The organism is Nocardia crassostreae (assembly GCF_001613405.1).
Classification (GTDB): domain Bacteria; phylum Actinomycetota; class Actinomycetes; order Mycobacteriales; family Mycobacteriaceae; genus Nocardia; species Nocardia crassostreae.
In genome coordinates this window covers 1-23,347 of sequence record NZ_BDCH01000033.1, presented here as the reverse complement: position 1 = coordinate 23,347, position 23,347 = coordinate 1, and the positions used below count along the sequence as shown (strand labels likewise).

Below are 23,347 nucleotides of genomic sequence, written 5' to 3'. Positions count from 1 at the left end.
TCGTTGAACCTGTCCGCCGACGAGGTCTTGTCCACCACCCGCGCGGCGCGCAAACGCCTCGACCTCACCCGGCCGGTGCCGCGACGGCTGATCGAGGAATGCGTCGACCTCGCCACTCAGGCGCCCACCGGTCGTAATCGCCAGCGCTGGCATTTCCTGGTGGTCACCGAGAAGGCGCAGCGCGCGGCCGTCGCCGATATCTATCGCAGGGCGCTGCAGCTGGCCGAGGGTACGCCGCTGACCGCACGCGATGTGTACCGCATGAACGCGCACGGTTCCTGGCCGAAGATCGCCGAGGGGCTGGGTTATCTCTACGACAACATTAATCGCGTGCCCGCCATCGTCGTTCCCGCGGTCGAAGGGCGCACCGACAATGTGCGTGTGCCCGAGCAGGCCGGAACCTGGGGGTCCATCCTTCCAGCCGTGTGGAGCTTCATGCTGGCCGCGCGCGCTCGCGGGCTCGGCACCGTCTGGACGACCGCGCAGGCGCCGCTGGAGCGGGAGCTGGCGGAGGTGCTGCGCGTGCCCTACGACCGGGTCATGCTCGCGGCGCTCATTCCGCTCGCCTACACCGTGGGCGCCGATTTCCGTCCCGCCCAGCGCATTCCGCGCGAGGACGTGCTGCACTGGAATGCCTGGTGATCGGTCAGGACTGATCGGTCTCGTAGTCGCCGGTCACCTCGTCCTCGGTCTCGCCGATCACATTCGGGGCGGCATCGCCCAGATTGCCGGTGAGTTCGCTTTCGCCGGAACGGCTTTGGTGCGGGACCACCGTGCGTGAGTACTCCTGATCGGAGCCTCGCTGGCCCGCGCCCGCAGCGTGTGGCGAGCCCATGAAGCCGGGGCTGCCCGCACCGCCCATGCCGGGGAGGCCGCCGGTGCCTGTGCCGAAGGGGCTCGCGGCGCCCGCCGGGGTTTTGCCGCCGGGGATCGAGGAGCCCGGGCCGCCCGGGGTCGACGCGACGCCGCCCAGGCCGCCGCCACCGAGACCGCCGCCACCGGCGCCTCCACCACCGCCACCGAGTCCGGCGGCCTTGGTGTCGACATCGCTCGGGCCGGTTCTGGTCGGGTCGCTGCCGAACGGGCCGGTGGGGGAACCGCCGCCCTGGAGTAGGCCCTTGGCCTGTTCGAGGATCGGCTGGCCGACATTCTGGGCGAGGGACTGGGCCACTTCGGCGGGGTTGGGGCCGCCGCCCTGGCCGAGTAGCTGGGCGACCACGCCATTGAGTTGCGCCGTGTATCCGGCCAGTTCGCCGCGGGTGATGTTGACGACCGTCATGGCCGAGCCCAGGTGCTGGGTGGCGGAGGCGATGAGGGCGGTCTGGGCGGGCGGGGTCATGATGACCGGGGCGAGGGCGGTGGCCTGGGCGGCGAAAGACTGGGCGATGGCGGTGAGCTGGATATTGCCGCGCTGCACCACGGCCGCGGCCTGTTCGGTGACGGCCGAGATGTCGAAACCGCGCTGAGTGGTCTCCTGGCCGTGGTTCTGCGCCTGCTGGCCCGCGGCCTGGGCATTGCGCGAGGCCTGGCCCTGCCAGAGTTGCTCGACGGTCTTGAACGCGCCCTGGCCGACGCTCATGGCGCCTTCGATGAGCTTGGAACCCTGGCTCAGCAGCGAAGCGGGGTTGAGCTGGCCCAGCACGCCGGTGCCGAAGCTGTTGATCAAATCCAGGAACGGCTTGAACAGCGCGTCCATCCCCGGGATGGCGGGCAGCGCCAGGCCCTTCATGAGATCGCCGACCGGATCGGCGGGCAAGGGCGGCAGCGCGGCCGGGTTCAGCCCGGCCTGGGTGAGCGCGGCCTGCGCGGCATTCAGTGCGCCGGGAACATTGTTCAGCGCGGCCTGCGCAGTGCCGAGCATTCCCTGCGCTTCGCCGAGCGCCTGCTGCGCACCCCCCAGCACGTTGTGAGCGGCATCGAGCGCGGGGGAGAGCGGACCCTCGAGCACCGACGCCGCATAAGTGTCGTCACCCTGCGATGTGCCCGGCAGCCCGTGCGGCGTACCGCCGCTCAGCGGCGAGCCGCCCTGCTCGATCTCCTTGCGGGACAAGGCGAATGCGGGCGGCTCGAAGGTGGCCACATCCTCGGGCAACTGCCCGAGCGGCGGGTCGAGCAGAATGCCGGACACAGCCGCGGGCAGGGCGGACTCACCGGGAATCGGATGGGCCGGGGCGATATGCCCGATCACGCCGTCGTCAGAGAACCGCATGCGGGCCCCCGGGATGCTCGGTGCTCACGCCGCGCCGGGGATTCATGCCTGCCCCCCCGAGTTGCCCGGTGATGGAGTTCAGGCCGCCCGCGAAGTCGGCGTCGGCGGCGTCGTAGGTGGCGGCGGAGCCGCAGGCGGCCTGGCCGACGTGGGCGAAGCGGGCGGAGAGAGCGGTGATGTCCTTGTCGTGGAGTAGCTCGGCCACGGCGAAGCTGGCCAGGAAGTCCGCGCCGATGAGGCCGAAGACGGGCGTCATGGCGGCGACGTGGGATACCGTGTCGAGGCCGCCGGTCGCGGCGATGTCGGCGGTGACGCCGTCCTGGGTCGCGGCGAAGGTGCGGACCGCGGTGGTGTCGACCGAGAGATCGGCCATGATGTGCCCCCCCTATCGTCGTGGACATGCGGTGCCGAATATAACCCATCGTTCGTCCAGCTCGGCGTGCCGTCCGGCCCCACACCGAGGCCGGAACTTGTCCCGGACGTTGTTGCAAATTAGAACAAGTTCTATATTCTTCTTGCCATGAAGGTCGCAGTCACCGGCGCTGCCGGGTTCCTTGGCACCAATTTGCTTCGCTTGCTTACGGATCGCGGTCACGAGGTGACTGCCATCGATCGCGTCCGCCCCACCGGTGCGAGCGAACCGGGTGTCACCTGGGTTTCCGGCGATGTACTCGATCCCGCGTCGATGCGCAGTGCGCTCGGCGGCGCGGAGGTCGTGTACCACCTCGTCGCGCTCATCACCCTGGCGCACAAGAACGACCTCGCCTGGCGGGTCAATACCGAGGGCGTGCGGGTGGTCGCGGAGGCCGCCAAGGCGGTGGGCGCGCGGCGCATGGTGCACACCAGCTCGATTCACGCGTTCAACCAGTACACCTGCGGCGGCGTCATCAACGAGCGCGCGCCGCGGTCCATCGACCCGGATCTGCCGATCTACGACCGCTCCAAGTTCCAGGGCGAGGTCGAGCTGCGCAAGGTCATCGATGCGGGCCTGGATGCGGTGATCTGTAATCCGACCGGTGTGTACGGGCTGATCGACCACTCCGATTCGCGCATCAATGTCACTCTGTGGGACTCCGCGCGCGGGCGCACCCCGGTCATGATCGGCGGCGGCTTCGACCTGGTCGATGTGCGGGACGTGGCGCAGGGCCTGGTGCTGGCCGGGGAGCGCGGCAAGACCGGCGAGAACTATCTGCTAGGCGGCAATTTCGTGAACATGCTGGAGATCACCCGGTTCGCGGCCGAGTACAACGGGCGGCTCAAGCCCGCCTTCGCGATTCCGCCGAAGGTCATCAATGTGCTCATGCCGATTCTGGAGCCGGTGTCCAAGGCGCTCGGCAGTGACCGCATCTCCAAGGCGTCCATGGGCGCGCTGCTGTCGGCGCCGGTGGTCGAGCATGCGAAGGCCAAGAGCGAGTTGGGATATCAGCCGCGATCGGCCGAGGAGACGGTCAGCGATCTGATCGACTTCTACAACGGGCGGACGATCACGCCCGACACGCAGAAGATTGCTTGACAGTCGATAGAACAAATGTTCGACTTGGGTGGTGCGCTGGCAAAGCCAAACCCTCGACGCCGATGACGGCGCGCTGCCCGGGCTCGAACGTGCCGGTCTCGTACGCAGCGTACAGACACCGGAGTTCGAGGGCATCACATTCCACGAGGTGCTCTGCAAGAGCGCGCTGAACAAGGTGCCCGAGGGCGGGTCGCTGCCCTTCGGCTGGACCGTCAATCCCATGCGCGGCTGTTCGCACGCCTGCCGCTACTGCTTCGCCCGCGGCTCGCACGAGTACCTGGATCTGGACTCGGGCAACGACTTCGACTCGCAGATCGTGGTCAAGACCAATGTGGTGCCCATACTGCGCAAGGAGCTGCACAAGCGGTCCTGGCGGCGCGAACCCGTGGCGCTGGGCACCAATACCGATCCCTATCAGCGCGCCGAGGGGCGCTACCGGCTCATGCCGGGCATCATCGGCGCGCTCACCGAATCGGGCACCGGCTTCTCGATTCTCACCAAGGGCACGCTCATGCGCCGGGATCTGCCGCTGCTCACCCAGGCGGCGCGGCAGGTGCCGGTGCATCTGGCCGTCTCCCTGGCCATTCTGGATCCCGAACTGCATCGGGCCATCGAGCACGGGACGCCCTCGCCCAAGGCGCGCCTGGAGCTGATCCGCGCCCTCGCGGACGCCGGATTCGCCGTGAATGTCATGGTCGCCCCGGTCATTCCGTATCTCACCGACTCCAAGGCGCATCTGGACGAGCTCATCGGGGCCATCGCCGAGGCCGGGGCCGCCAGCGTCACCGCCTTCCCCATGCATCTCCGCGGGAGTACCCGCGGCTGGTTCCTGGACTGGCTCGCCGAAGCGCACCCGGCGCTACTGCGACGCTACCGGCAGCTGTATGGTCGCGGTACTTCGGTCACTCCGGAGTATTCTGCGTGGCTACGCGGCCGTATCGAGCCGCTGCTCGACAAGCACGGCTTGAACCGCGACCGACCGGCCGAACCCGAGGTGCGTGCCGCCGAATCGCATACGCCCGACCCACAGCTGGCGTTGTTCGCCTGACGCCGGTGTAAATCTCTGCGTTCTACCGCTCACTTTCGCCGGTGTGTCGCGAATAGAGCGGGGTAGTTTGGCGTTGGTACTTCTGACTCGACGAGGAAGTGATGCAGGCGCATGGTTTCGCAGCATGACAACCCGGTGGCGGCGGCCGGAAACGGCGCCGCCGCAGAGAAATTGGAAAAGGTCGTAATTCGCTTCGCGGGCGATTCCGGTGACGGCATGCAGCTCACCGGCGATCGGTTCATGCACGAGGCCGCCGCATTCGGCAACGACCTTGCCACGCAACCGAGTTTCCCGGCCGAGATCCGCGCACCCCAGGGCACCCTGCCCGGCGTCTCCTCCTTCCAGATCCAGATCGCCGACTACGACATCCTCACCGCTGGTGACCAGCCCGATGTGCTGGTGGCCATGAATCCCGCTGCGCTCAAGGCGAATCTGGAGGACCTGGCGCGCGGGGCCACGCTCATCGTCAACACCGATGAATTCACCAAGCGGAATCTGGCCAAGGTAGGGTACTCCGGTGATCCGCTCACCGATGACACGCTGACCGATTTCGTGGTGCACAAGGTGCCCATGACCTCGCTGACGCTCGCGGCGACCGAACCCACCGGGGTCGGCAAAAAGGATGGGCAGCGGGCGAAGAATATGTTCGCGCTGGGATTGCTGTCCTGGATGTACGGGCGGCCCATCGGCGGCACCGAACAGTTCGTGCGGGAGAAATTCGCGGCCAAACCGGATGTGGTCGAAGCGAATATCCTGGCATTTCGCGCCGGATGGAATTATGGCGAAACGACCGAGGCATTCGCCACCACCTACGAGATTGCTCCGGCGACGTTGCCACCGGGCACCTATGGGCAGATCACCGGTAATACCGCCCTCGCTTACGGCATTGTGACCGCCGGGCAACTGTCCGGTCTGCCGGTATTCCTGGGCACCTATCCGATCACTCCGGCCTCCGACATCCTGCACGAGCTGAGCAAGCACAAGAACTTCGGCATCACCACCCTCCAGGCCGAGGACGAGATCGCCGGAATCGGTGCGGCGCTGGGCGCGTCGCTCGGCGGTGCGCTCAGCGTCACCAGCACCTCCGGGCCCGGGCTGGCGCTCAAGAGCGAGACCATCGGGCTGGCGGTCATGACCGAACTGCCGCTGGTGATCATCGATGTGCAGCGCGGCGGGCCGTCCACCGGACTGCCCACCAAGACCGAGCAGGCCGATCTGCTGCAGGCGCTCTACGGGCGCAATGGCGAATCGCCGGTGCCGGTGGTGGCGCCGCGCTCGCCCGCCGACTGTTTCGACGCCGCCGTGGAGGCGGCGCGCATCGCGCTCACCTATCGCACGCCGGTGCTGCTGCTCTCCGACGGGGCCATTGCCAATGGTTCAGAGCCGTGGGCGATTCCGCAGGTCGACCAGATGGCGCGCATCGATCCCGGATTCGAGCCCGGTGGCGAGCAGGACGATTCGTTCCAGCCCTACGCGCGCGATCCGGAGACCCTGGCCCGGCCGCTGGCCGTGCCCGGCACCAAGGGGCGCGCACATCGCATCGGCGGGCTCGAAAAGGCCGACGGGAGCGGCAATATCTCCTACGAACCGGCCAATCACGAGCTCATGGTGCGATTGCGGCAGGCCAAGATCGACGGTATCGCCGTGCCCGATCTCGAGGTGGACGATCCGGGTGAGCGCGCGGAACTGCTGCTCATCGGCTGGGGCAGCTCCTACGGGCCCATCGGCGAGGCGTGCCGCCGGGCGCGGCGGCGCGGGGTGCCGGTGGCGCAGGCGCATCTGCGGCATCTGAATCCGTTCCCGGCCAACCTCGGTGAGGTGCTGCGCCGCTATCGCACCGTGGTCGCGCCGGAGATGAACGGCGGTCAGCTCGCCATGCTGCTGCGCGCCCGCTATCTGGTGGACGTGCAACCGTGGACCAAGATCGCCGGGACGGCCTTCTCCGCGCAGGAACTGGTCGGTGTCATCGACGCGGCCCTTGATGGCTCGATCGCCGAGATGGAACAGAGCAAAGCCTTCGCCGCGCGGGCGCGGGCGACCTATCTCACCACAGGGGGTAAGTGATGACAATCCTCGAAAACCCGCTCGTCGGCGCCGATCTCGGCCTGACCGGTCTGTCCGGCGTCCCGACCGCCGACGGCCCGCAGAAGGCCAAGGACTACACCTCCGATCAGGAGGTGCGCTGGTGCCCCGGCTGCGGTGACTACGTCATCCTCGCGACCGTGCGCGGCTTCCTCGCCGAACTGGGCCTGAACCGCGAGAATCTCATGTTCGTCTCCGGCATCGGCTGCTCGAGCCGGTTCCCGTATTACCTGGAGGCGTACGGGATTCACTCCATCCACGGCCGCGCCCCCGCCATCGCCACCGGCCTGGCGGTCACCCGCCGCGACCTCTCGGTATGGGTGGTGACCGGCGACGGCGACGCCCTCTCCATCGGCGGCAATCACTTCATACACGCCCTGCGCCGCAATGTCAATATGACAATCCTGTTGTTCAACAACAGGATCTACGGCCTGACCAAGGGCCAGTACTCACCCACCTCCGAAACCGGCAAGGTCACCAAGTCCACCCCCATGGGCTCGGTCGACCACCCCTTCAACACCCTCTCGGTCGCCCTCGGCGCCGAAGCCACCTTCGCCGCCCGCGCCCTGGACTCCGACCGCACCGGCCTGAACGAGGTCCTCCGCGCCGCCGCCGAACACCGCGGCACCTCCTTCGTGGAAATCCTCCAGGACTGCCCCATCTTCAACGACGGCTCCTTCGACGCCCTCCGCCGCGAGAACGCCGAATCCCACCTCATCCGCCTCCGCCACGGCGACCCCATCCGCTTCGGCGCCGACCGCGAATTCGCCGTCGTCCGAAACGGTTTCGGCCTCCGCGTAGCCCGCGCCGACACCGTCCCCGAATCCGACATAGTCATCCACGACGCCTACTCCGACACCCCCGAATACGCCTACGCCCTCTCCCGCCTCTCCGACCAGAACCTCGAACACGTGGTCACCGGCGTCTTCCGCAGCATCACCCGCCCCACCTACGACGACGGCGTCCGCACCCAACTCCACACCGCCACCGAAGACAAACCACTACAGGAGAACTCCCTCCAATCCCTCCTCACCGGCCGCGAAACATGGACGGTCGGCTCGACAGCCGCGTCGATCTGACGGGTGATTGCCGCAGACGACATCGCACCTCGAGTCTCATCCGCATGCCCGCCCGTCCGCTGCCCGCCGAGGAATGCGAGCGGCTCTGGCACGCATGGACTCCCGCCGAAGCCGCCGAACGCCTGTCGCACACCCGGCCGTGCTGGTATGTCGCCGCCGGGTGGGCGCTGGATCTGTTCGTAGGCGGCCTCGGACGCGACCACTCCGATCTCGAAATCGGGGTTCCGCGAGCTCGATTCACCGAGATCATGGCGGCATTCCCCGGCTACGAATGGGATGTCATCGGCGACGGGCACGCCTGGCCGTTTCCCGAGCAGTCCCACACCCACCACCAGACCTGGCTCCGCGAACCGGCGATCGGCCGGTACCGCCTGGACGTATTCCGCGAACCGCACGTCGGCGATCGCTGGGTCTACCGCCGCGATCCCGCGATCACCCTGCCCCACGCCGACCTGATTCTCCGCACCTCCGATGGCATCCCCTACCTGACCCCCGAGGTAGCACTGCTGTTCAAAGCGAAATCCCGCCGCCCCAAAGACGAATCGGACTTCCGCCATGTGCTCCCCGCCATGGACCGACCGCAGCGCTCCCGCCTGTCCGTTTGGCTGTCCCGGGCACATCCCGGACACCCCTGGCTCGACGTCCTGTCGAACCACACCGGCTCGCCCACCGCGTAGGCTGCCCGCTTGTGACCGAGCAGGGGCCATACGCCAGATACCGCGAGGATTCGGAGGTGCTCGCCGCGATCGGCGAGTCGATCGCACCTCGAGTCGGCCTCGTGTCGGTTCGCCTGCCGCTGGGGCTGGCCGAGGCGGCTGTGGCTGCCTGGAATCGGGACGAGACCGATGAGCTCGGTGCGGAAACCCCTGACCAGCACGCCCTGCGGGAGCGTGCTGCGGAACTGGCGCTGATCGGGTTGGCTATCTCCGAACGCGGCCGCCGCGAGGGTGATGACATGGTGGTCGAGCTTCATGTCGGGTCGGTCGCGGCCGCGATGGCGGCGGCGCGGCCTCAGTGATGTGTGCCGTCTCCGGTTGGCTCGGCGGGGGCGGAGTGATTGTCCAGGCGGGCGTGTAGGCGGTCTCGGACCCGGTCCGGGGTGTAGGCGCGGCGTTTTCGTTCGGACCGGACGATGACTACTCCGGTTGCGGCGACACCCGCGGCCCCTGCCAAGCCGAGCACTTTCCACCAGCGCATGCGCATAGGGTAGTCGGCGTGCCACGTGAAGCGCTGTCGAGGATCGGTTTGGATGAAGCGGTCGAGCTCACTCGGACCGGTGATCTTTGGTTGTTTCGTGGACATTCCGGTGCGGACCGTGCGATACGCGGGCTGACCAACAGTCCTGTCAACCACGTCGGCATGGCTTTGGTGCTCGATGACCTGCCTGCCCTCATCTGGCATGCCGAGCTCGGCCGGGCGCTGCCGGATATCTGGTCGGGGAACCACCACCGGGGCGCCCAACTGCACGACCTGCGCGCCGCTGTCCTGCGGTGGACTGGCGAGTACGAACAACAAGCCTGGCTCCGCCAACTGGATCGGCCCGTCACCCGCGACATGGAGGATGCCGCGCTTCGCACGGTGGCCCGTTTGGATGGCATGCCGTTCCCCTCGACCAGCGCGCTCGCCGGGCGGTGGCTACGTGGCCGAGTTCCACGTCCGAAGCGCCCGCGCGACACCGAAGCGGGTCTGGAGAACGCCTATTGCGCGGAGATCGTCGCCATGACCTACCAGTCCATGGGGCTGCTACCCGAGAAGCGGCCGAACTGGTATGACCCGGGCAGATTCTGGAGTGGCGGCAACCTCCGCCTGACCGACGGCTACGAACTCGGTGGCGAAATCGCCGTCGACATCCCCGCGCCCTGACACGACCGGGAACTGGTGGCGGCAAACGCCGAGAAGGGGCCGCCACCAGTTCCCGGTCAACGATGTTTCACACCGGGGCGGGGGTGTCGGGTGGGCAGGGGAAGGCGCGGCGGTAGTCGGTGGGGGAGATGCCGATTTGTTTGAGGAAGTGGTGGCGGAGGTTGTTGGCGGTGCCCAGGCCGCTGAGGGCTGCGACCTTCTCGATTGAGAGATGTGTTGTCTCCAAGAGGGTTTGGGCTCGGGACAGGCGTTGGTTCAGGAGCCATTGGAGGGGAGTGGTGCCGGTTGATTCCTGGAGGCGGCGGTAGAGGGTACAGGGGCTCACGGCGGCGCGGCGGGCCAGGTCTTCGATGGTGAGGGGCTGGTCCAGGTTGGCTCGGGCCCAATCGAGGACGGGGGTGAGGGTTTGGTCGTCGGTGGCGGGGATGGAGAGGTCGATGAATTGGGCTTGGCCGCCGGGGCGGTCTGTGGTTCCGCACTGGCGGAGGCTGTACCAGTCGGGGGACAGGTCGGGCTGGGGGCGGCCGAAAATTGTTGCGGGGATGCTCAACTCGTACATGTCCCAGGACGACAACCCGATTTCGGCGGGGACGACGAGGGCGACGGAACCGGCGCTCATGCCCGTCAGGATATGGCAGGAATTTGGTGATACCCGGCATTGGTGTCACTGGTTGTGGAAGATCGAGACTGCGAATCTGGTTGCTGTCAGGACATCGAAGGCAGTACGTCGCAGGGAGATTGCGGGCATGAGCAAGAAGGTCGGGCGATTCGCCGAGCTCGAGTCGGAGTTCAACAGCTACGTCGGGGCCATCAACTACGCGACCATGGTGACCGTCGATTCCAAGAACCGGCCGCGCACCCGGGTGCTGATTCCGGTGTGGGAGAACGTGGATGGGGCGCCGCTGGGGTGGCTGGCCACCTATCGGACCCCGGTCAAGGAGGCGCATCTGGCGCGCAATCCGCACACCAACTTCTCGTATTGGGCCCCGGGCAACAATTCGGTCGCCATCGACGCGGTAGCGGTTGGCGAGGAGGACCTGGCGGTCAAGGAACACGTGTGGGATCTGTACCGCCGCACCAGTCCCCGGGGCGCGGGCTACCACCTCGGGCAGTTCTGGACTTCCCCGGACGACCCCAAACTCCGGGTGCTGCGCCTCGAGCCGTGGCGGATCCAGGTGATCCGGGGCCGGGACCTGCGCAGCCGCATCTGGCAGGCCGATCCCGGCGCGCGAAATCAGCCCGCGACGAAGGAGTTGAGCAACTTGTCGTAGACCGTGGCGAAGCGGGCGCGGGCCGCCTTCTGCTCATCGGTCAAACCCTCGGCGGATTCGGGCGCGTACACGATCAGGTGCACATCCGAATCCGGCGGAACGGGCATGAAGTCGAGGATCAAATTGCCCTGATCGGTAACAGTGGGGGTGCCCAGATCCACCAGCGAGAGAGCACGGATCTCACCCGCGGCCGCGGTGGTCACCTCGGCCGGGACCCTGCCCTGGATTTCCTGCGGACCGCCGTCGGGCCGCTTCACCGCGGTCCCGTCGGAGCGGATTTCGAGAACCGGGCGAAGATCCAGGCGGGCCTGCCAGCCATTGGGCATGGTGGTCAGCGTGAATACGGTGGTCGCCGCTACCGCCGGAGTGGTGGCGGGCGCGGGCGCGGTGGTCTCGGGCGGCATCAACGCCGGATCGTCGGCAGCCGCGAAACCGCTTGCGCCGGTGCACATCGCACCAGCGACCAGCGCCACCACCGCCCCACGCCGCAGCACCTGCCCGAATTGTCTTCTCGCACCCAGTCTTCGCATTCGCATCCTCCGAATCCCATTGCGGGCATGCGCCCGCCGCCGGTGATTCTGCCTCGTGCCAGAGTGGGCAGGCGCCTGGGCACGCCGACAGAAACACACCGCGCCGAATGCGGCGCGGTGTGTGGGGGTTCGGTCTCGGGTGGGTGGTCAGCGCAGGGCGGGCGGGTTGTCGAGATCGCGCGCGGTGTAGGTGTCGCATGCTGCGACCTGGCCGGTTTTGTAGCCGGAGAGGAACCATTTCTGGCGTTGTTCGGACGAACCGTGGGTCCAGGCTTCGGGGTTCACGCGGCCGGTGGCCTTTTCCTGGATGCGGTCGTCGCCTACGGCCGAGGCGGCGGAGAGGCCGTCGCGGACGTCGTTCTCGGTGAGGGGCTGGAGGAAGGGGGTGGTGGAGCCGGGGCGGGGAGCTTGTCGGCCCAGTAGGCCCAGAATCCGGCGTAGCAGTCGGCTTGGAGTTCGGTGCGGACCGCGCCGGATTCGGGGCCCTGTGGATCGCGTTGGGCGCGGCCCAGATCGCCGAGCAGGTTCTGGATGTGGTGACCGACCTCGTGGGCGACCACGTATTCCTGGGCGAGGGGGCCGCCGCTGGAACCGAAGCGGTCCTTGAGCTCCTGGAAGAAGGCGGTGTCGAAGTAGGCGGTTTGATCGGCGGGACAGTAGAAGGGGCCGACGGCCGAGGAGGCGCGGCCGCAGCCGGTGCTGATCACGCCGGAGAACAGGCGCACCGCGGGATCGGTGTAGCGGGTGCCGGTCTGCTTGGCCAGTTCGGCGCCCCACACCGAGTCCAGGCTCTGCACCGTCAGCACCACGCGGCAGTCCACGTACTTATTGGCGTCGGCGCCGGTCTTGCAGTGGTCGGGCGTCCCGGCGACGGTCCCCTCCTGCTGCGCCTGCTCACCGGTGAACTGCCCCAGCACACTTACTGGGATCACCGCCGAGCAGCAGCGTCGCAATGAGCGCGATGATGCCGAGGGCGCCACCGCCGAGGACCATACCGCGGCCCATGCCCGGCCCGCCGCCACCGCTTCGCACCCGGTCCGGGTCGATTGGCAGGCCCTCGTTGAAGGTCATGGCTCATAGCTTGGCACGGCGGCGCGGATATCGGTTTCCTCTAGTCAAACGTGTCTCTCTACGATAAGAGCGCACCCGGCCGACCCCGTGGTGCTTCGAGCCCGTCGAAAGGAATCCCGTGCTGCGCACCCACTTGGCTGGTTCGCTGCGAAGCGAGCACGCCGGTCAGACCGTCACCCTCACCGGATGGGTGGCCCGGCGGCGAGACCACGGTGGCGTGATCTTCATCGATCTGCGCGATGCGTCGGGTGTGTCGCAGGTCGTGTTCCGTGAGGGCGTGCCTGCCGAACAGGCCCACAAGCTGCGCAATGAATTCGTCGTGAAGGTCACCGGAGTGGTCGAGAACCGACCGGCCGGTAGCGAGAACCCGAATCTCCCGACGGGCGCCATCGAGGTCAATGTGACCGACCTCGAGGTGCTCAACGAGGCCGCGCCGCTCCCGTTCCAGCTCGACGACGAGCCCGGCGAGGAAGCCCGCCTCAAGTACCGCTACCTGGACCTGCGCCGCGAAGGCCCCGGTCACGCCATCCGACTGCGGTCCAAGGTCAACGCGGCCGCCCGCGATGTGCTGGGCAAGCACGCCTTCGTCGAGGTCGAGACCCCGACCATGACCAAGTCCACCCCGGAAGGCGCCCGCGACTTCCTGGTGCCCGCGCGTTTGCAGCCCGGCTCCTTCTACGCGCTGCCGCAGTCCCCGCAGCTGTTCAAGCAGCTGCTCATGGTCGGCGGCATCGAGCGCTATTACCAGATCGCGCGCTGCTACCGCGACGAGGACTTCCGCGCCGACCGCCAGCCCGAATTCACCCAGCTCGACATCGAGATGAGCTTCGTCGAGCAGGAAGACGTCATCCTGCTGGCCGAGGACATCCTGGCCGCGCTGTGGAAGCTGGTCGGCTACGACATCCCGACCCCGATCCCGCACATGACCTACGCCGAGGCCATGCGCCGCTACGGCTCGGACAAGCCCGACCTGCGCTTCGAGGTCGAGATCACCGAGATGATGGAGTACTTCAAGGACACGTCCTTCCGCGTGTTCCAGGCTCCCTACGTCGGTGCGGTCGTCATGCCGGGCGGCGGGTCGCAGCCGCGCCGCCAGTTCGACGCCTGGCAGGAATGGGCCAAGCAGCGCGGCGCCAAGGGCCTGGCCTACATCACCTTCAACGAGGACGGCACCCTCGGCGGCTCGGTCGCCAAGAACCTCACCGATGCCGAGCGCGAGGGTCTGGCCAAGCAGGTCGGCGCGGAGCCGGGTGACTGCGTCTTCTTCGCCGCCGGTGAGCAGAAGCCCAGCCGGGCCCTGCTCGGCGCGGCGCGCGGTGAGATCGCCCGCAAGTGCGGCCTCATCGACGAGAACGCCTGGGCCTTCGTCTGGATCGTGGACGCCCCCATGTTCGAGCCCGCCGCCGACGCCACCGCGAGCGGTGATGTGGCGCTGGGCCATTCGGCCTGGACCGCCGTGCACCACGCGTTCACCTCGCCCAAGCCCGAGCATCTGGCCACCTTCGACACTGATCCTGGTGCGGCCCTGGCCTACGCCTACGACATCGTCTGCAACGGCAATGAGATCGGCGGCGGTTCCATCCGTATCCACCGCCGCGACGTGCAGGAACGCGTGTTCAAGGTCATGGGCATCGACCACGACGAGGCCCAGGAGAAGTTCGGCTTCCTGCTCGACGCCTTCTCCTTCGGCGCCCCGCCCATGGGCGGCATCGCCTTCGGCTGGGACCGCATCACCGCGCTGCTGGCCGGTGTGGACTCCATTCGCGAGGTCATCGCCTTCCCGAAGTCCGGCGGCGGCGTCGACCCGCTCACCGAGGCGCCCGCGCCGATCACCTTGCAGCAGCGCCAGGAGGCGGGGCTGAACGTGAAGCTCGACGCGGACGGCAAGCCGATCAAGGACAACGGCAAGGAAACCGGGAAGTAGGCATTCACCCGGATAAGCTGCACCCGGCCGGTATCGCCCGATATCGGTAAACCCGCTGATCACAAGGGGGTATGGGTGCTGCACGTCCGGGTGATCTGTCCGGCCGACACGACCGATGCCGCACTCGCCGTGCTGCACGCCGATCCGGGCGCGACGCTCGTCACGGTGCAGCGCGGCGCCGCGGTGGATCCGGCCGGAGATCTGGTCGAGTGCATGCTCGCGCGCGAATCCGCCGATGTGGTGCTCGAAGGTCTCACCGATCTCGGCATCACGCACAGCGGCGGCACCGGCCTCGAGCAGATCGACACCGTGCTGTCCGATGTCGCCGACGAGGCGGTCGAGGCCGCGCCCGGCAGTCCCTCCGATGCGGTGGTGTGGGAGGAACTGGTCGCGCAGACCGGGGAGGCGTCCACGCTCACGCCCTCGTATCTGGCGTTCATCACCATCGCCTGCCTGCTCGCGGTGGTCGGCGTGGCGACCGACTCGCCGGTGACCATTGTCGGGGCGATGGTGGTCGGACCCGAGTTCGGGCCGCTGGCCGGAACCGCGGTCGCCTTGGTGAGCAAGGACTTCCGGCTCGCCGCGCATTCCTCGCTGGCCCTGCTGGTCGGCTTCCCGGTGGCCATGGTCATCGCCTGGCTGGCCACCCTGCTGTTCCGGAACCTGGGGCTGGATCACTCGGGAAGGCATGGACAGCATCCACAATGTGGACTTCATCTACAAGGTGGGGCCGTTCTCGGTGGTGGTCGCGCTGCTGGCGGGCGCGGCCGGAATGCTGGCGCTCATGACACCGAAATCGGCTGCACTGGTGGGCGTTTTCATCTCGGTCACGACTATTCCGGCGGCCGGTTTCGCGGTGGTGGCGGCCACCGTGGGGGAATGGCACAAGGCGTTCATGTCCATCGGCCAGCTGGCCGTGAACATGGTCGGCATCGTGGTGGCGGGCGTCGTCGTGCTGTGGGTGCGGCCGCACTACGGCAAGCGCGGCGGCGCACTGGACCGGTTGAAGCGGTGGTGGCTGTCCGAGGCGCGCTGACGCTCAGACCTGCACCACCAGGCCGCCGGTGAGGGTGCGGTAGGCGTAGGTGATGGCAATGGCCGACACCGGACCGGCCACCAGCAAACCCAATCCGCACAACAGCATTCCGACCACGGTGATCACCAGCACCGCCAGTGCCAGCAGTACGGTGGGCACCGGATTGCGGATCACCAGCTGGGCGCTGGACTTGATGGCGGTGACCGGATCCTGGTCCTGATCGATGACGAAATGCACTGCGAACATGCACAGCACGCCCACGATGACCGCCGGGAACACCAGGGCCAGCGAGGCGACCAGCGCGCCGATGAAGACGAGCAGCGCGGTGAGCAGCACGCTGCCCGCATTCACGAAGCCGAAGAAGGCGGGGAAATCCGGTGGGGTGCCGTCGGTTTCATAGAGCGCGCCGCGGATCATGGCCGCCTGCAGCAGCCACACGATGAGGGTGGCGACCGCGAACAGCATCAGTACCGCCGGTACCGACCCCACATCGAAGACTCGCACCAGCAAGGTGACCGTGAGCCAGGCGATCAGGCCGAGCAGGCCCATGCCGATCCAGGGAATCGGATTGAGGCGGAAGCGTTCCCAGCCGTAGGCGAGGGCGCGGCCGACATCGAAGGATTCGCTGGATTGATACGGAACGGCCGGTTCGGGAACCTGCGGCGGCGGCATCCCGCCCCCCGGCGCGAAGCCGGGCTGCGGCGGCAGACCGCCCGGCGGCGGCAGACCGCCCGGCGGCGGCAGACCGCCCGGCGGCGGCATGCCACCCGGCGGCGGCATGCCACCCGGTGGCGGAACACTGCCCGGCGGCATGGCGCCCGGCGGCAGTTGCGTTTGCTGGGAATAGCCCGGGGGAGTGCCCGGCGCGCCCGACTGCGGGGGCAGCGGTGGCGGGGGCTCGACGGGTTCGCTGCCGTACTGCGCGGCGCCCGGACCCTCGAACTGCGGGTACCCCGCCCGGCCAGGCAACTCGTGCCGCCCGTGCGCGGGCGGCGCTTCCGGTGGCGCGGAATGCGCTGCGGGCTCGGGGATTTGGTGCCGAACGGCCCGGGAGGCGTGCTGCGAGCCACCCTCCTCGGCGGGCAACTCGCCGGCGGGATCGTTCGGTGCGGAGGGCGGCGTGCCGGTCATGGTCGCGAGCCTTTCACATTTTCCGGTTTACGGTGTGGCGCACGGCAGTTGAACATGAGATAACTAGACCTCCACGGTTGTGTCAAGCAACCAGCGCCGCGTGGGCAAACCCTTCACAAAGACACGCCGGACGACGCGCGAAAGGTTGCGCAACCGCTCGCTGAAAGTGACCTGGAGCGAGTAACTTGGGACGCGATGACCGCACTATTGGCCGAACGCGCCGCCGAAGTCGTGTCCGCGGCACAACAGTTGCTCACAAAGCGAATGGGTGCTCCGGTAAAGCTGAGCGATCCTATGGAACTCAGCGGTAGTGGTAGGACGACGGTGCTACGCGTCCGTGTTGCGGAGAACGCCTTTTCACTTCCGCGCACGCTCATTATCAAGCAGGTGCGCGTCGGAGCCAAGGAACGACGCACCGGCGGTATGGCGCCCGGCGTAGCCAGTATCGATTCCGCCTTCCTGCGGGAGGCGGTGTCGTACCAATTCACCACCGCACTGGGACGTGACCACCGACCCGGTGCGTACCTGCTCGGCTACAGCCTGCCCGACCGCCTGCTCATTCTCAGCGACCTCGGCGAGAACACCTCGCTCACCCAGGTGCTGCAGGCGGGCGTGGAACCGGCGGGGCGCAATGCGCTCATGGCATTCGCGCAGGCACTGGGCCGCATGCACGCCGCGACCGTCGGCCGCGAGGCCGATTTCGTGGCCCTGCTACGCCGCGTCGACGTGGTGCACCGGGTGGACGGCATCGCCCAGCAGGCCGAATCGGCCGTGGCTGAGGTGCCCATCATGTTGCAGCGGGAACTGGGCATCGAGGTGCCCGGGGAGATCGCCGAGCGCATCGTGCGCGGTAATCGGCTGTTCTCCGCCGGTCGGCATCGCGCCTTCAGCCCCTCGGATCTGTGCCCCGACAATGTCATCCTCAATGAGGAAGGCGCGCGGTTCCTCGACTACGAATGGGGCGGTTTCCGCGACGCCACCCTCGATATCGCCTATCCTCTGGTGTCCTTCCCGGGCTGCCTCTGCGATGTCGAACTGTCCCGCGAACGCGCCCGCCAGATGGTGGAGGCCTGGCGTTCCGAGGTCGTGGCGGTCTGGCCATCCCTCGCCGACGACGAGGTCCTGGCGGAGCGGATTCTGGAGGCGCGCCTCATCTGGGTGTGGCTGTCCACCTTCTGGTTCCTGCCCGCCGATCATTCGCGCATTGCCTCGGCGCGCGAGCACGGGCTGTCGATTCCGCGCTCGGCGGCGCTCATCAACCGGTGGGCCGCGCTCGCCGAGGATGCGCGCTGCACCGGCGACGATCCGCTGGGTGATTTCGCCGAGCATGTGTCGGCCACGCTCGAGGAGCACTGGGAGGAGTAGGAGAACCGGCCGCGGTCGCGCGGCCGGTCCTTCGAGCTCTCAGGGCGTTTGTTCAGTTCACCGGTCCGGGGCCGTGTTTCGACACGCCCGGCACCGCTGCGCACGCCGAGCGAGGCGCCGTGGCGGACACCGGTATTCGGATCCGAGGCCGCCGTGACGTAGTACCAGTCCATCTGCGCCTGCCCGGCGGTGACCTCGAAGACGCCGTAGCCGTGCGAGTCGAGTTCGGCGTAGTGCAGGTGCGGGTTGAGGTTCCTGACCGCCTGCTCCAGACCGAGCGAGACCGTGCGCGCCGGGGTGTGCATGATCTCGCCGATGCTGGCCATGGACACCGAGGGCACCACGAATTCGGTCGCGGCGACCCGGCCCTGCGGATACTCGCGCGTGTCGACCGGGACGTCGGCGGCCCACGAGGTGTGGATATCGCCGGTCAGGAAGACCACATCGGAGATGTCGTGGGCGGTGATGGTATCGAACAGCCGCTGCCGGTCGGCGGCGTAGCCGTCCCATTGATCCAGATTGATCGGGATACCGGACTCGGGCGTGCCCATGACGGCCTGGAAGGCGGCCGCCACGGCCGGATTCGTGGTCGGCAGCTGGAGCGGCGCGAACATGACGGGCGTGCCGACCAGCTTCCAGCGGGTCGGCGCGGACGCCAAACCGGCGGTGAGCCAATCCATCTGGTCCTTGCCCGTAATGGAGCGATTCGGATCCTCGGTCTCGCGCCAACCCGCGACCGCGGGCAGCTGTTCATCGCGGTAGGTGCGCAGATCCAGCATGGACAACTCGGCCAGCGTGCCGAACCGGAATCGCCGGTACAGCCGGGCGTTCACGCCGCTGCCATTGGCGCGCACCGGCATCCACTCCAGATACGCCCGCATGGCGGCGGCGCGGCGGGCCTGCCAGTCGCCTTCGCTCGCATCGTGATTCTCCGCGCCGCCAGCCCAGGCGTCATTGGCGGATTCGTGATCGTCCCAGATGGCAATGAACGGATACCGGGCATGCAGCGCCGCCAGATCCGGATCGGTTTTGTACTGGGCGTGACGGATTCGATAATCGGCCAGCGACACGATCTCGTTGACCGGATCGTGTTCGCGCACCAGCGGCAGCAGGCCGCGATGCTTGCCACGGGAGTACTCGTAGAGGTAGTCGCCCAGATGAATGACGGCGTCGAGATCCTCGCGTGCGGCCAGATGCCGATAGGCCCCGAAATAGCCGCCCTCCCAGTTCGCGCAGGAGGCGACGCCGAAACGCAGGCGGTCGGGGGAGTCCTGCGCGGCCGGTGCGGTGCGGGTGCGGCCGGTGGCGGAAACCGCTGTGAGCGCGGTGAATCGGTAGAAGTAGTCGCTGCCCGCCGACAGGCCGGGGACGTCCACCTTGACCGTGTGATCGGACTCGGCGGCGGCGGTGACCTCACCCGAGGCGACCACCGCGCCGAATGCGGCATCGGCGGCAACCTCCCAGCGCACCGGAACCGGTTCGCCGAGACCGGAACCCGGCGTGGCGGTCTCGGACGGCGTGACGCGGGTCCAGATGATCACACCGGTCGGGAGCGGATCACCGGAGGCCACGCCGTGCCGGAATACCGGGCTCGCGGCGTGCGCCGGGGCCGCCGACAGCAGGGTGGCTCCGGCGGCGGCCGTCGCGGTGGTCCTGAACAGGCTCCGGCGGCTCAGCCCACCCGGTCCCGAAGGAATTGAAACATTGGAGTTTTGTTTCACGGATGTATCGAACCCTGTACTCGGAGTGGGCGCTACCGGAAGGTGGGGAGAACTACACGATCGGTCCGGGCCGCGGTTCCAGGCGTCCCCCCCGGCGCACCGCGAACGAGGCGCCGTGGCGCACACCGGCATTCGGATTGGAGACCTCGGAGACGTAGAACCAGTCCATCTGGGCCTGCTCGGCATCGACGTGCAGCACGCCGTAGCCGTGCGAATCCAATTCGATATAGCCCAGGTGCCGGTTGACGCCCCGGATGGCGCCCTCGGCCATCAGCGAGGCGGTGCGCGGCGGGGTCTTGGTCATGTCCCCCATGGAATCCGAGGTCACCGACGGCACCACGAACTCCACGCCCGCGGTCCGACAGGCCGGATAGGTCGCGGCCACCGTCGGGACGTCGGCGGCCCACGAGGTGTGGATATCGCCGGTCAGGAACACCACATCGGAGACCTGATTGTCGGTGATGGCGCCGAGCAGGCGCTGCCGGTCGGCGGTGTAGCCGTCCCACTGGTCGAGGTTGGCCGGAATGCCCGCATCCGGAATGCCGATCAGCTCCGTCAGCGCGGCGGTGCTGGCCGGATCCAGCGGCGGGAACACCAGCGGGGAGATCATGACCGGATTGCCGACCAGCTTCCACCGCACCGGGGCGGAGACCAGAGCATTGGTCACCCAATCCATTTGGTCCTTGCCGGTAATGGTGCGGTTGGGGTCGTCGACCTGCCGCCAGCCCGGACCGGCGTGCACCTGCTCGCTGCGGTAACTGCGCAGATCGAGCATGGACAGTTCGGCCAGAGTGCCGAAGCGCAGTCGCCGGTACAGGCGGCGATCGGCGCCCGCGCGCACCGGCATCCACTCCAGATACGCCTGGCGGGCGGCCTCGCAGCGGGTCTCCCAGTCGCCGTCGCCCGGATTGTGGTTCTCCGCGCCGCCGGACCAGGTGTCGTCGGCGGTCTCGTGATCGTCCCAGGTGCAGATGAACGGCAGCAGGGTGTGCAGGTTCGCCAGATCCGGGTCGGTCTTGTACTGTGCGTGCCGGATTCGGTAATCGGCCAGCGAGATGATCTCGTGCGCGGGCTGGTGCCACCGGACCGAGCCATTGCGGCCGCCGTACTCGCCATTGCCGTACTCGTAGAGGTAATCGCCGAGATGGACGATGGCATCCAGATCGCCGCGATCGGCCAGATGCCGGTAGGCGCTGAAGAATCCGGCCTCCCAGTTGGCGCACGAGACCACGCCGAAGCGCAGGCGGTCCGGAGTGTCGCCGGTGGCCGGGGCCGTTCGGGTGCGGCCGATCGGGGAGGTCTGGTCGAGCGCGGTGAAGCGATAGCAGTAGTCGCTGCCTGGCGCCAGGCCCGTGACGTCGACCTTCACGGTGTGATCGGAATCCGCTGTGGCGGTATGCGTTCCGGAGGCGACGACGGATCCGAAGCTCTCGTCGCGCGCGAGCTCCCAGTGCACCGTCACCGGAGCGCCCGCGCCGGAGCCCGGGAGCGCGTCCTCCGAGGGCGTCACCCGGGTCCAGATAATGACGCCGGAGGGCAGCGGATCGCCCGAGGCGATGCCGTGCCGGAAGACCGAGGCCTCGGCGCGCGCGACGGTGCTGTCGAGTGCGGTGACTGCGGCGGCCGCGGCGCCGGTCAGCAGGACTGCGGCGGTGCCGCCCTTGATCGCTGTGCGGCGATCGATGCGGGCGGAATTGATCTCGGGGAGGCGCACGCCACAGATTCAATCCGATCGGCACTCCGAAAGCAAACTGGACAGATGAACAGTTAGTAAATCGATACCGGCTCGGACCTGCGCGCTCGGACCTGTCGGGGCCCGTCGGTAGGGTCGTGCGGGTGAGTGATGGGTTGTTCGACGCGCCCGGATCGGCGGCCGTGTCCGAGGAGTTCGAGGTGATCAAGCCGACCACGGGTGACAGGTTCGCGCCCTTGGCCGTGCGCATGCGCCCGCGCACCCTCGACGAAGTCGTGGGCCAGGAACATCTCCTCGGCCCCGGCTCCCCGCTGCGCCGTCTCATCGAAGGGTCCGGCGCCGCGTCGGTTCTGCTCTACGGTCCGCCCGGCACCGGCAAGACCACCCTCGCCTCGCTGCTCTCCCAAGCCACCGGCCGCCGCTTCGAAGCCCTCTCCGCACTGTCCGCCGTTGTGAAGGAGGTCCGCGCCGTCATCGACCTGGCCCGCCGCCGCCTCACCGCGGGCGAGCAGACCGTCCTGTTCATCGACGAGGTTCACCGCTTCTCGAAGACCCAGCAGGACGCCCTCCTGGCCGCGGTCGAAAACCGCATCGTCCTGCTCGTCGCCGCCACCACCGAGAACCCGTCCTTCTCGGTGGTCTCCCCGCTGCTGTCCCGCTCCCTGGTCCTGCAACTGAAGTCCTTGTCCGCGGACGATATTCGCGCCGTGCTCACCCGGGCGATCGCCGATCCGCGCGGACTGGCGGGTGAGTACAAGGTCACCGACGCCGCCCTCGACCACATCATCCGGATTGCGGGCGGCGACGCCCGCCGCTCGCTCACGGCCCTCGAGGCCTCCGCCGAGTCCTCCCTCGACGGCGCCGTCGATGTCGAACTGGTCGAGGCCAGCGTCGACAAGGCCGCCGTCCGCTACGACCGCGCGGGCGACCAGCACTACGACGTCATCAGCGCCTTCATCAAATCCCTGCGCGGCTCCGACGTGGACGCGGCCCTCCACTACCTGGCCCGCATGATCAGCGCCGGTGAGGACCCCCGCTTCATAGCCCGCCGCCTCATGATCCAGGCCAGCGAGGAAGTCGGCATGGCCGACCCCACCGCCCTCCAAACCGCCGTCGCCGCCGCCCAGGTCGTCCAACTCGTCGGCATGCCCGAAGCCCAACTGGCCCTGACCCAGGCCACCATTCACATCGCCACCGCCCCGAAATCCGGATCCGTCGTCAAGGGCATCGGCGCGGCCATGGCCGATATTCGCGCGGGCAAAGCGGGCGCCGTCCCGCCGCACCTACGGGACGGCCACTACGCCGGGGCCGAGAAACTGGGCAATGCCAAGGGCTACAAATACCCCCACGACCACCCGGACGGCGTTCTCGCCCAGCAGTATCCACCGGACGAGCTGATCGGCACCGACTACTACCAGCCCACCGATCACGGCTATGAACGCGAGGTCGGCCCGCGCGTCACCAAACTGCGCCGCATCGTCCGCGGCAAGTAGTCCGGCGCATCGCGCAACCCCGCCCGCGCTGCAATCGTGCACTGTGTGCCGAAATCTCGTGTGGTTCAGGCCCGGCCGAAGGCGAGGGCCACATTGTGGCCGCCGAAGCCGAAGGAGTTGTTGAGGGCGTAGTCGATTCGGATTGGGCGGGGGGCGGTGGCGACTATGTCGAGATCGACTGCCGGGTCCTGGTTTTCGAGGTTCAAGGTGGGCGGGATGACCTGGTCTCGGAGGGTCAGGACGGTCAGCACCGATTCGAGTGCTCCGGCGGCGCCGATGGCGTGACCGAGGGCGGATTTGGGGGCGTAGATCGCGGGG

The 23,347-nt window shown here is 68.0% G+C and carries 19 protein-coding genes and 4 pseudogenes; 13 read left to right on the top strand and 10 right to left on the bottom strand.

Annotation, left to right across the window (positions count from 1 at the left end; translation table 11 throughout):
- The first annotated feature begins 3 nt into the window (after positions 1–3).
- Positions 4–642 (top strand): nitroreductase family protein, encoded by a 639-nt coding sequence (locus NC4_RS31070; RefSeq protein WP_245722051.1) that lies wholly within the window; start codon positions 4–6, stop codon positions 640–642.
- Between the two features lie 4 nt (positions 643–646).
- Here the strand turns inward: NC4_RS31070 and NC4_RS31065 are convergent, their stop codons facing one another.
- Positions 647–2,209, bottom strand: coding sequence for a hypothetical protein (locus NC4_RS31065; protein ID WP_067545497.1), 1,563 nt, complete (start codon positions 2,207–2,209; stop codon positions 647–649).
- On the bottom strand, positions 2,196–2,582 hold the full coding sequence (locus NC4_RS31060) for a type VII secretion target (protein WP_067545494.1): 387 nt from the start codon (positions 2,580–2,582) through the stop codon (positions 2,196–2,198). Before NC4_RS31060 ends, NC4_RS31065 begins: the two co-directional genes overlap by 14 nt.
- A 147-nt stretch (positions 2,583–2,729) precedes the next feature.
- Here NC4_RS31060 and NC4_RS31055 point away from each other — a divergent pair, with 147 nt between their 5' ends.
- From NC4_RS31055 to NC4_RS31030, 6 genes are all read left to right on the top strand, one after another.
- Positions 2,730–3,722 carry an NAD-dependent epimerase/dehydratase family protein gene (locus NC4_RS31055; protein WP_067545491.1) on the top strand — a complete coding sequence of 331 codons (993 nt, stop codon included), beginning with the start codon at positions 2,730–2,732 and terminating at the stop codon, positions 3,720–3,722.
- A 31-nt stretch (positions 3,723–3,753) separates the two neighbouring features.
- A complete protein-coding gene (locus NC4_RS31050) occupies positions 3,754–4,770 on the top strand; it encodes an Rv2578c family radical SAM protein (protein WP_067545637.1) in 1,017 nt (338 codons plus the stop codon).
- Positions 4,771–4,881: 111 nt separating this feature from the next.
- Positions 4,882–6,834: a 2-oxoacid:acceptor oxidoreductase subunit alpha gene (locus NC4_RS31045; RefSeq protein ID WP_067545488.1), complete on the top strand. Its 1,953-nt coding sequence runs from the start codon at positions 4,882–4,884 to the stop codon at positions 6,832–6,834.
- Entirely contained in the window at positions 6,834–7,931 is a 1,098-nt protein-coding gene (locus tag NC4_RS31040; RefSeq protein ID WP_067545485.1) for a 2-oxoacid:ferredoxin oxidoreductase subunit beta, read from the top strand. Before NC4_RS31045 ends, NC4_RS31040 begins: the two co-directional genes overlap by 1 nt.
- 44 nt (positions 7,932–7,975) lie before the next feature.
- On the top strand, positions 7,976–8,608 hold the full coding sequence (locus NC4_RS31035) for a hypothetical protein (protein ID WP_067545482.1): 633 nt from the start codon (positions 7,976–7,978) through the stop codon (positions 8,606–8,608).
- An 11-nt stretch (positions 8,609–8,619) separates the two neighbouring features.
- Positions 8,620–8,949 carry a hypothetical protein gene (locus NC4_RS31030; RefSeq protein WP_067545478.1) on the top strand — a complete coding sequence of 110 codons (330 nt, stop codon included), beginning with the start codon at positions 8,620–8,622 and terminating at the stop codon, positions 8,947–8,949.
- On the opposite strand, the gene NC4_RS31025 is transcribed toward NC4_RS31030, so the two are convergent.
- Positions 8,943–9,128, bottom strand: a complete 186-nt coding sequence (locus NC4_RS31025; RefSeq protein ID WP_157555337.1) for a hypothetical protein — start codon at positions 9,126–9,128, stop codon at positions 8,943–8,945. The genes NC4_RS31030 and NC4_RS31025 overlap by 7 nt on opposite strands.
- An 18-nt stretch (positions 9,129–9,146) precedes the next feature.
- Here NC4_RS31025 and NC4_RS31020 point away from each other — a divergent pair, with 18 nt between their 5' ends.
- On the top strand, positions 9,147–9,794 hold the full coding sequence (locus tag NC4_RS31020) for a hypothetical protein (protein WP_218021346.1): 648 nt from the start codon (positions 9,147–9,149) through the stop codon (positions 9,792–9,794).
- Positions 9,795–9,861: 67 nt separating this feature from the next.
- Here NC4_RS31020 and NC4_RS31015 read toward each other — a convergent pair whose 3' ends face one another.
- Positions 9,862–10,413 (bottom strand): GlxA family transcriptional regulator, encoded by a 552-nt coding sequence (locus tag NC4_RS31015; RefSeq protein ID WP_067545472.1) that lies wholly within the window; start codon positions 10,411–10,413, stop codon positions 9,862–9,864.
- Between the two features lie 127 nt (positions 10,414–10,540).
- Here NC4_RS31015 and NC4_RS31010 point away from each other — a divergent pair, with 127 nt between their 5' ends.
- Positions 10,541–11,065 carry a pyridoxamine 5'-phosphate oxidase family protein gene (locus NC4_RS31010; protein WP_067545469.1) on the top strand — a complete coding sequence of 175 codons (525 nt, stop codon included), beginning with the start codon at positions 10,541–10,543 and terminating at the stop codon, positions 11,063–11,065.
- Here NC4_RS31010 and NC4_RS31005 read toward each other — a convergent pair.
- On the bottom strand, positions 11,029–11,595 hold the full coding sequence (locus NC4_RS31005) for a hypothetical protein (RefSeq protein WP_157555336.1): 567 nt from the start codon (positions 11,593–11,595) through the stop codon (positions 11,029–11,031). The genes NC4_RS31010 and NC4_RS31005 overlap by 37 nt on opposite strands.
- A 147-nt stretch (positions 11,596–11,742) precedes the next feature.
- A pseudogene (ypfJ, locus tag NC4_RS31000) lies at positions 11,743–12,666 on the bottom strand (KPN_02809 family neutral zinc metallopeptidase).
- A gap of 118 nt (positions 12,667–12,784) precedes the next feature.
- Here ypfJ and aspS point away from each other — a divergent pair.
- On the top strand, positions 12,785–14,590 hold the full coding sequence (aspS, locus tag NC4_RS30995) for an aspartate--tRNA ligase (protein ID WP_067545463.1): 1,806 nt from the start codon (positions 12,785–12,787) through the stop codon (positions 14,588–14,590).
- A gap of 75 nt (positions 14,591–14,665) precedes the next feature.
- A pseudogene (locus tag NC4_RS44875) lies at positions 14,666–15,626 on the top strand (DUF389 domain-containing protein).
- Positions 15,627–15,629: 3 nt separating this feature from the next.
- On the opposite strand, the gene NC4_RS30985 reads toward NC4_RS44875, so the two are convergent.
- On the bottom strand, positions 15,630–16,757 hold the full coding sequence (locus NC4_RS30985) for a DUF2189 domain-containing protein (RefSeq protein ID WP_067545460.1): 1,128 nt from the start codon (positions 16,755–16,757) through the stop codon (positions 15,630–15,632).
- Between the two features lie 195 nt (positions 16,758–16,952).
- On the opposite strand from NC4_RS30985, the gene NC4_RS30980 reads away from it, so the two are divergent.
- Entirely contained in the window at positions 16,953–18,122 is a 1,170-nt protein-coding gene (locus NC4_RS30980) for a phosphotransferase family protein (RefSeq protein WP_067545456.1), read from the top strand.
- 77 nt (positions 18,123–18,199) lie between these two features.
- Here the strand turns inward: NC4_RS30980 and NC4_RS39540 are convergent.
- Positions 18,200–19,843, bottom strand: a pseudogene (locus NC4_RS39540) (alkaline phosphatase D family protein); the annotation flags it as partial.
- A gap of 52 nt (positions 19,844–19,895) precedes the next feature.
- Complete coding sequence (locus NC4_RS30975; RefSeq protein ID WP_067545453.1) at positions 19,896–21,557, bottom strand: alkaline phosphatase D family protein; 1,662 nt, start codon at positions 21,555–21,557, stop codon at positions 19,896–19,898.
- A gap of 122 nt (positions 21,558–21,679) precedes the next feature.
- Here NC4_RS30975 and NC4_RS30970 point away from each other — a divergent pair, with 122 nt between their 5' ends.
- Positions 21,680–23,029, top strand: coding sequence for a replication-associated recombination protein A (locus tag NC4_RS30970; RefSeq protein ID WP_084529937.1), 1,350 nt, complete (start codon positions 21,680–21,682; stop codon positions 23,027–23,029).
- 65 nt (positions 23,030–23,094) lie between these two features.
- On the opposite strand, the pseudogene NC4_RS30965 reads toward NC4_RS30970, so the two are convergent.
- Positions 23,095–23,347, bottom strand: a pseudogene (locus NC4_RS30965) (beta-ketoacyl-ACP synthase); the annotation flags it as partial.